3 protein-coding genes are annotated in these 4,034 nt (G+C 54.6%); all 3 read left to right on the top strand.

The features are described 5' to 3' along the window. The first annotated feature begins 53 nt into the window (after positions 1-53). On the top strand, positions 54-1,028 hold the full coding sequence (locus tag QZT94_RS05010; RefSeq protein ID WP_296762047.1) for a 1,4-dihydroxy-2-naphthoyl-CoA synthase: 975 nt from the start codon (positions 54-56) through the stop codon (positions 1,026-1,028). A gap of 114 nt (positions 1,029-1,142) precedes the next feature. Further along, the gene (locus QZT94_RS05005) at positions 1,143-2,225 is read left to right on the top strand and encodes an o-succinylbenzoate synthase (protein ID WP_296762045.1); all 1,083 of its coding nucleotides are present in this window, start codon (positions 1,143-1,145) and stop codon (positions 2,223-2,225) included. Then, positions 2,222-4,034 (top strand): thiamine pyrophosphate-binding protein (locus QZT94_RS05000; protein ID WP_296773239.1); only part of this gene is annotated, 1,813 nt, incomplete at its 3' end. The genes QZT94_RS05005 and QZT94_RS05000, both read left to right, overlap by 4 nt.

The raw sequence follows: 4,034 nt of genomic DNA, 5'->3' as shown, positions 1-4,034 counted from the left end.
CCTCATCCCCATCCCCCTCGCCCTCACCCGCGTCCTCAGTCTCAACCCCATCTTTGCCGGGTGAAACCAGCTCCCACCCGGTCAAATCAAGTAGAAACTCAAAACCCTATAAGCCTGGGCGTGAACGCTACCAGCTAACCAACCTGGAAGCTACCGAACTGGCTGATTGCGGGGAAAATGGCGCTAAACTTCCGGTTCTGCGCATTGCCTTTGATCGACCACAAGTGCGCAACGCTTTTCGTCCCCACACCGTAGATGAACTGCTGGCGTGTCTGGAATATGCCCGCAGCGCCGCCGATGTGGCAGCCGTAATCCTCACCGGGAACGGTCCGAGTGATTCCGACGGGGGATACAGCTTTTGTTCCGGCGGTGACCAGCGGATTCGTGACCGCGGCGGGTATAGATATGAACAGGAAGGTGCCGACCCGGACGCGGAAGTTACCCAGCGCCGGCAAAATCTAGATTTAGCGCGTACCGGACGTCTACATATTTTAGAGGTGCAACGGATAATCCGGGCAATGCCGAAACCGGTGATTGCGGCAGTTCCCGGATGGGCAGCCGGGGGTGGACATTCCCTGGTGGTGGTGTGTGACCTGGCCTTGGCCAGCCAAGAATATGCTCGTTTCAAACAAACCGATGCCAATGTCGGCTCCTTCGATGCCGGATATGGCTCGGCACTGCTGGCGCGGCAAGTAGGTGACAAGCGGGCAAGGCAAATCTTTTACTTGGCAAACACCTATGATGCGCGGCAAGCCGAAGAATGGGGGGTAATCAACGCGGCAGTACCTCATCAGGAACTAGAAGCCGTAGCGCTAGAATGGGCACTAACTGTCGCCCGGAAATCTCCCCAGGCTATCCGGATGTTAAAATATGCGTTTAACCTGGCAGACGATGGGTTATTAGGGCAGCAACTGTTTGCGGGAGAAGCTACCAGATTAGCCTACGGCACCGATGAAGCCGAAGAGGGGCGCACCGCATTCTTGGAACATCGCGAGCCTGACTGGTCAGCATTCCCCTATTACTATTAGATTTATAAGGGAAAAAGTAAAATAACCGGAAACATTAAGCTCAAAAAGCTAGCGGCAAGCCCAAAACCGCTTAGCTAAATGGGGCGATAACAACTTACTTTAAAGGGAATCGTGATGGTAGGAAACATAAACACCCCGATGTTGGTTGAGGTGTCAAAACCTGAACTTAGTGAGCTAAGCAGTCTTTTTGACCATAGCGAGTTTCCCCCTATCGAAATTGACCAGGCCTTGGTTTATTCCCTCCCGTTGGTGAACCGTTTCCGCCGGATAATTGTGCGCGAGGGCGTGCTGTTGCGTCGTGGGGATTGCTGGGGAGAGTTCGCGCCCTTTTGGGATTATGGACCACATGAATCAAAACGTTGGCTGTGGGCAACGGTTAATGCTCTGACCGAGCCCCTGCCAGACCCGGTACGGCAAAGCGTGCCGGTGAACGTGACCGTTCCGGTGGTATCTCCCGCGCGCGCCACCCAAATCGTAGAGCAAAGCGGAGGTTGCCGCACAGCGAAAGTCAAAGTAGCTGATAGAGGCACTGAACTTGCTGATGACGTGGAACGGGTAAAAGCCGTGCGAGCCGCCCTCGAAAAACACTTCGGCGAGGATTACCAAATAAGGGTTGATGCTAATGGCGCCTGGAATCTGGAGGAAGCGAAAACCGCGATTGCAGCCTTAAACGAGGCAGCCGGGGGTTTGGAATATGTAGAGCAGCCCTGTAAAAGCGCCGAAGAGCTCAGTGAACTGCGTAAAACCGTCTCGGTGCCGATAGCGGTCGATGAACTGATTCGCCGTTTCCCCAATCCTCTAGCTGAACTGCCAGAAGATTGTGCCGATGTGATGGTGGTGAAAATCCAGCCTTTGGGCGGGGTACAAGCAGTACTAGATTTAGCTCAGGAAGCTAATAAACGCGGTATGGAAGTGGTGGTTTCTTCCGCAGTCGATAGCGCTATCGGTATTGGACTGGGGGTGCGTGCTGCTGCCGCCCTGCCCCAACTTCCGCACGCCTGTGGCTTGGCCACCAGCCAGCTGCTCAAATCGGATATTTCCCGTGAGTCTTGGCAGGTCAAAGGCGGATGCTTGGAGGTGCGAGCAGTCGAAGTAAATCCAGATTTAATTCAGGTAGCCGATACGGAGCCTCGCCGCGATTTGGTTAAACGGTGGAGTCAGCGGATTCGAGATGTGGCGGAGGTAGCGACTAGGTGACTGACGCTTATCTGCCCTCCCACTTGCCCGGCGATAATCACAATCGTCAAACCGCTGATTCCGGTGAAAATATGACCGAATCCGCTACCGTTCTTGCCAGGGAAACCGTCAGCGAATTGGTGCGGGCTGGAGTGCGAGATTTCGTCATTAGCCCCGGTTCGCGCTCTGCGCCCCTAACCTATGCTTTAGCTGCATTAGAGCAGGTCGGTTTGGTACGTACCCATGTTCGTCTTGATGAACGTTCCGCCGCTTTTTTTGCTTTAGGGCTAGCGAAATCTGGTATTTATCTACAGGATTCAATCAAATCTAGAACAGAAACTACCGGTTTTGAGGACGGCAGTCGCACAATCCTGGCGGCTAGTGCTGATAGCGCCACAGATTTAAGCGCTGACAGCTGCAACAATGAGTGGTTTACAGAAAGCTACACGCCAGTAGCTTTGGTAGTGACTTCTGGTACCGCGGTTGCCGAATTGGGAGCCGGAATTATGGAGGCGTTCCACGCCGGTATCCCCCTGATGGTTTTAACCGCTGATCGTCCTCGCGCCCTGCGCGGCACCGGTGCCAATCAAACTACCTGGCAGGAGGGGGTTTATGGTCGCTACTGTCCGGTTGCGCTAGATATTGATGCCACAGAAGATGTGATTGAAGAATCTGTTGAAAAGATTCGTTGCGCCGTGAGTCGAGCCTGGGCTAACGTGTCTGGAAGAATGCGGCAGTGCTGCCCGGTGCATATTAATCTTTGTTTCGCCCCTCCGCTGGTCAGTAGCGAAAACTGGGAGATTCCGCAAGATTTGCTACAGGTAGAATCTGGCGAGGACGCTGCTATTTTCCCGAGAGTTGCTGGGAATCTAACCCCGACCCACCAAAGTGCCGGCTCGTCCTTAGAAAAAGAGGAAACCCCAGGGGAAAGCGGTCGCGTGAGGCAAGCTGAGGGGCACATAGCGGGCGCGCTCGCGGCTTTAGACGGGGCAGATAGGGCGCAGGGGAGTTTCTCCGCTCCCAGGCCGGAAGCAAAAACTGTGGTAGTTTTAGCTGATCAATGCCCGCAAGCGGTGCAAACGGCCGCTGCCGCTTGGGGCTTGCCGGTGCTAGCGGAGCCAACGGTCCCGGTGGGGATTGGCAGTGCGGTGCAGATATCTCACGCCCCGCAGGTTTTACCCGCCCTGGCTTCTGAAATCCGGCAAGTTATAGTAGCTGGTCATGCCACGTTATCGCGTTCGGTTGCGGCGTTGCTTTCCCGCATGGATATTCCGATTTATTCTTTGCCTAGTTTGGGAGCGAAAACTAATCTCACCGGTAAATATGTGGAGACCAGTGTAGAGCGGGTTGGGGAAGTATTTCCTAAAGCTGCTGATACCAGTTGGTTGCAACGTTGGCAGCGTGCCGCCCACGCAGTTGAGGAAGCCTATCGGCGCTGCGTAGATTCACGAGCGGTAACGGTTTGGCAAAATTCGAAGTATGCGGCTCTTGACTCGCGTCCAGGCTCTCCAGGGAAAACTGCTGAGGAGGTAGCTTTAAAGAAGTCTACCAAGGTTGTGTTTGCAACTTCTGGGGATACCGCTAGGGCGTCTTTAGCGAGTGAGGTGGCGCATCGGCTGCGGCTGTCCCATTCGGATAATAGCGCTGAACTTGAGGAGAGTTTGCGGGAGTTAGAAATGGGAATAGACCCGTTTGCTTTTGCCCGTATTTATGAGGACGTGTACGCTCCGGGAGCCAGTCAGGGCTGCACGCCGCCCTTGACGATGTTGGGGGCTTCGAACACGATTCGGGCTTTTGATTTGGCTGCTCGGGGAGGGCGGGGAATCAGAT

The organism is Varibaculum sp., from assembly GCF_008661855.1.
Classification (GTDB): domain Bacteria; phylum Actinomycetota; class Actinomycetes; order Actinomycetales; family Actinomycetaceae; genus Varibaculum; species Varibaculum timonense_A.
This window is presented reverse-complemented; position numbering and strand designations above follow the sequence as displayed.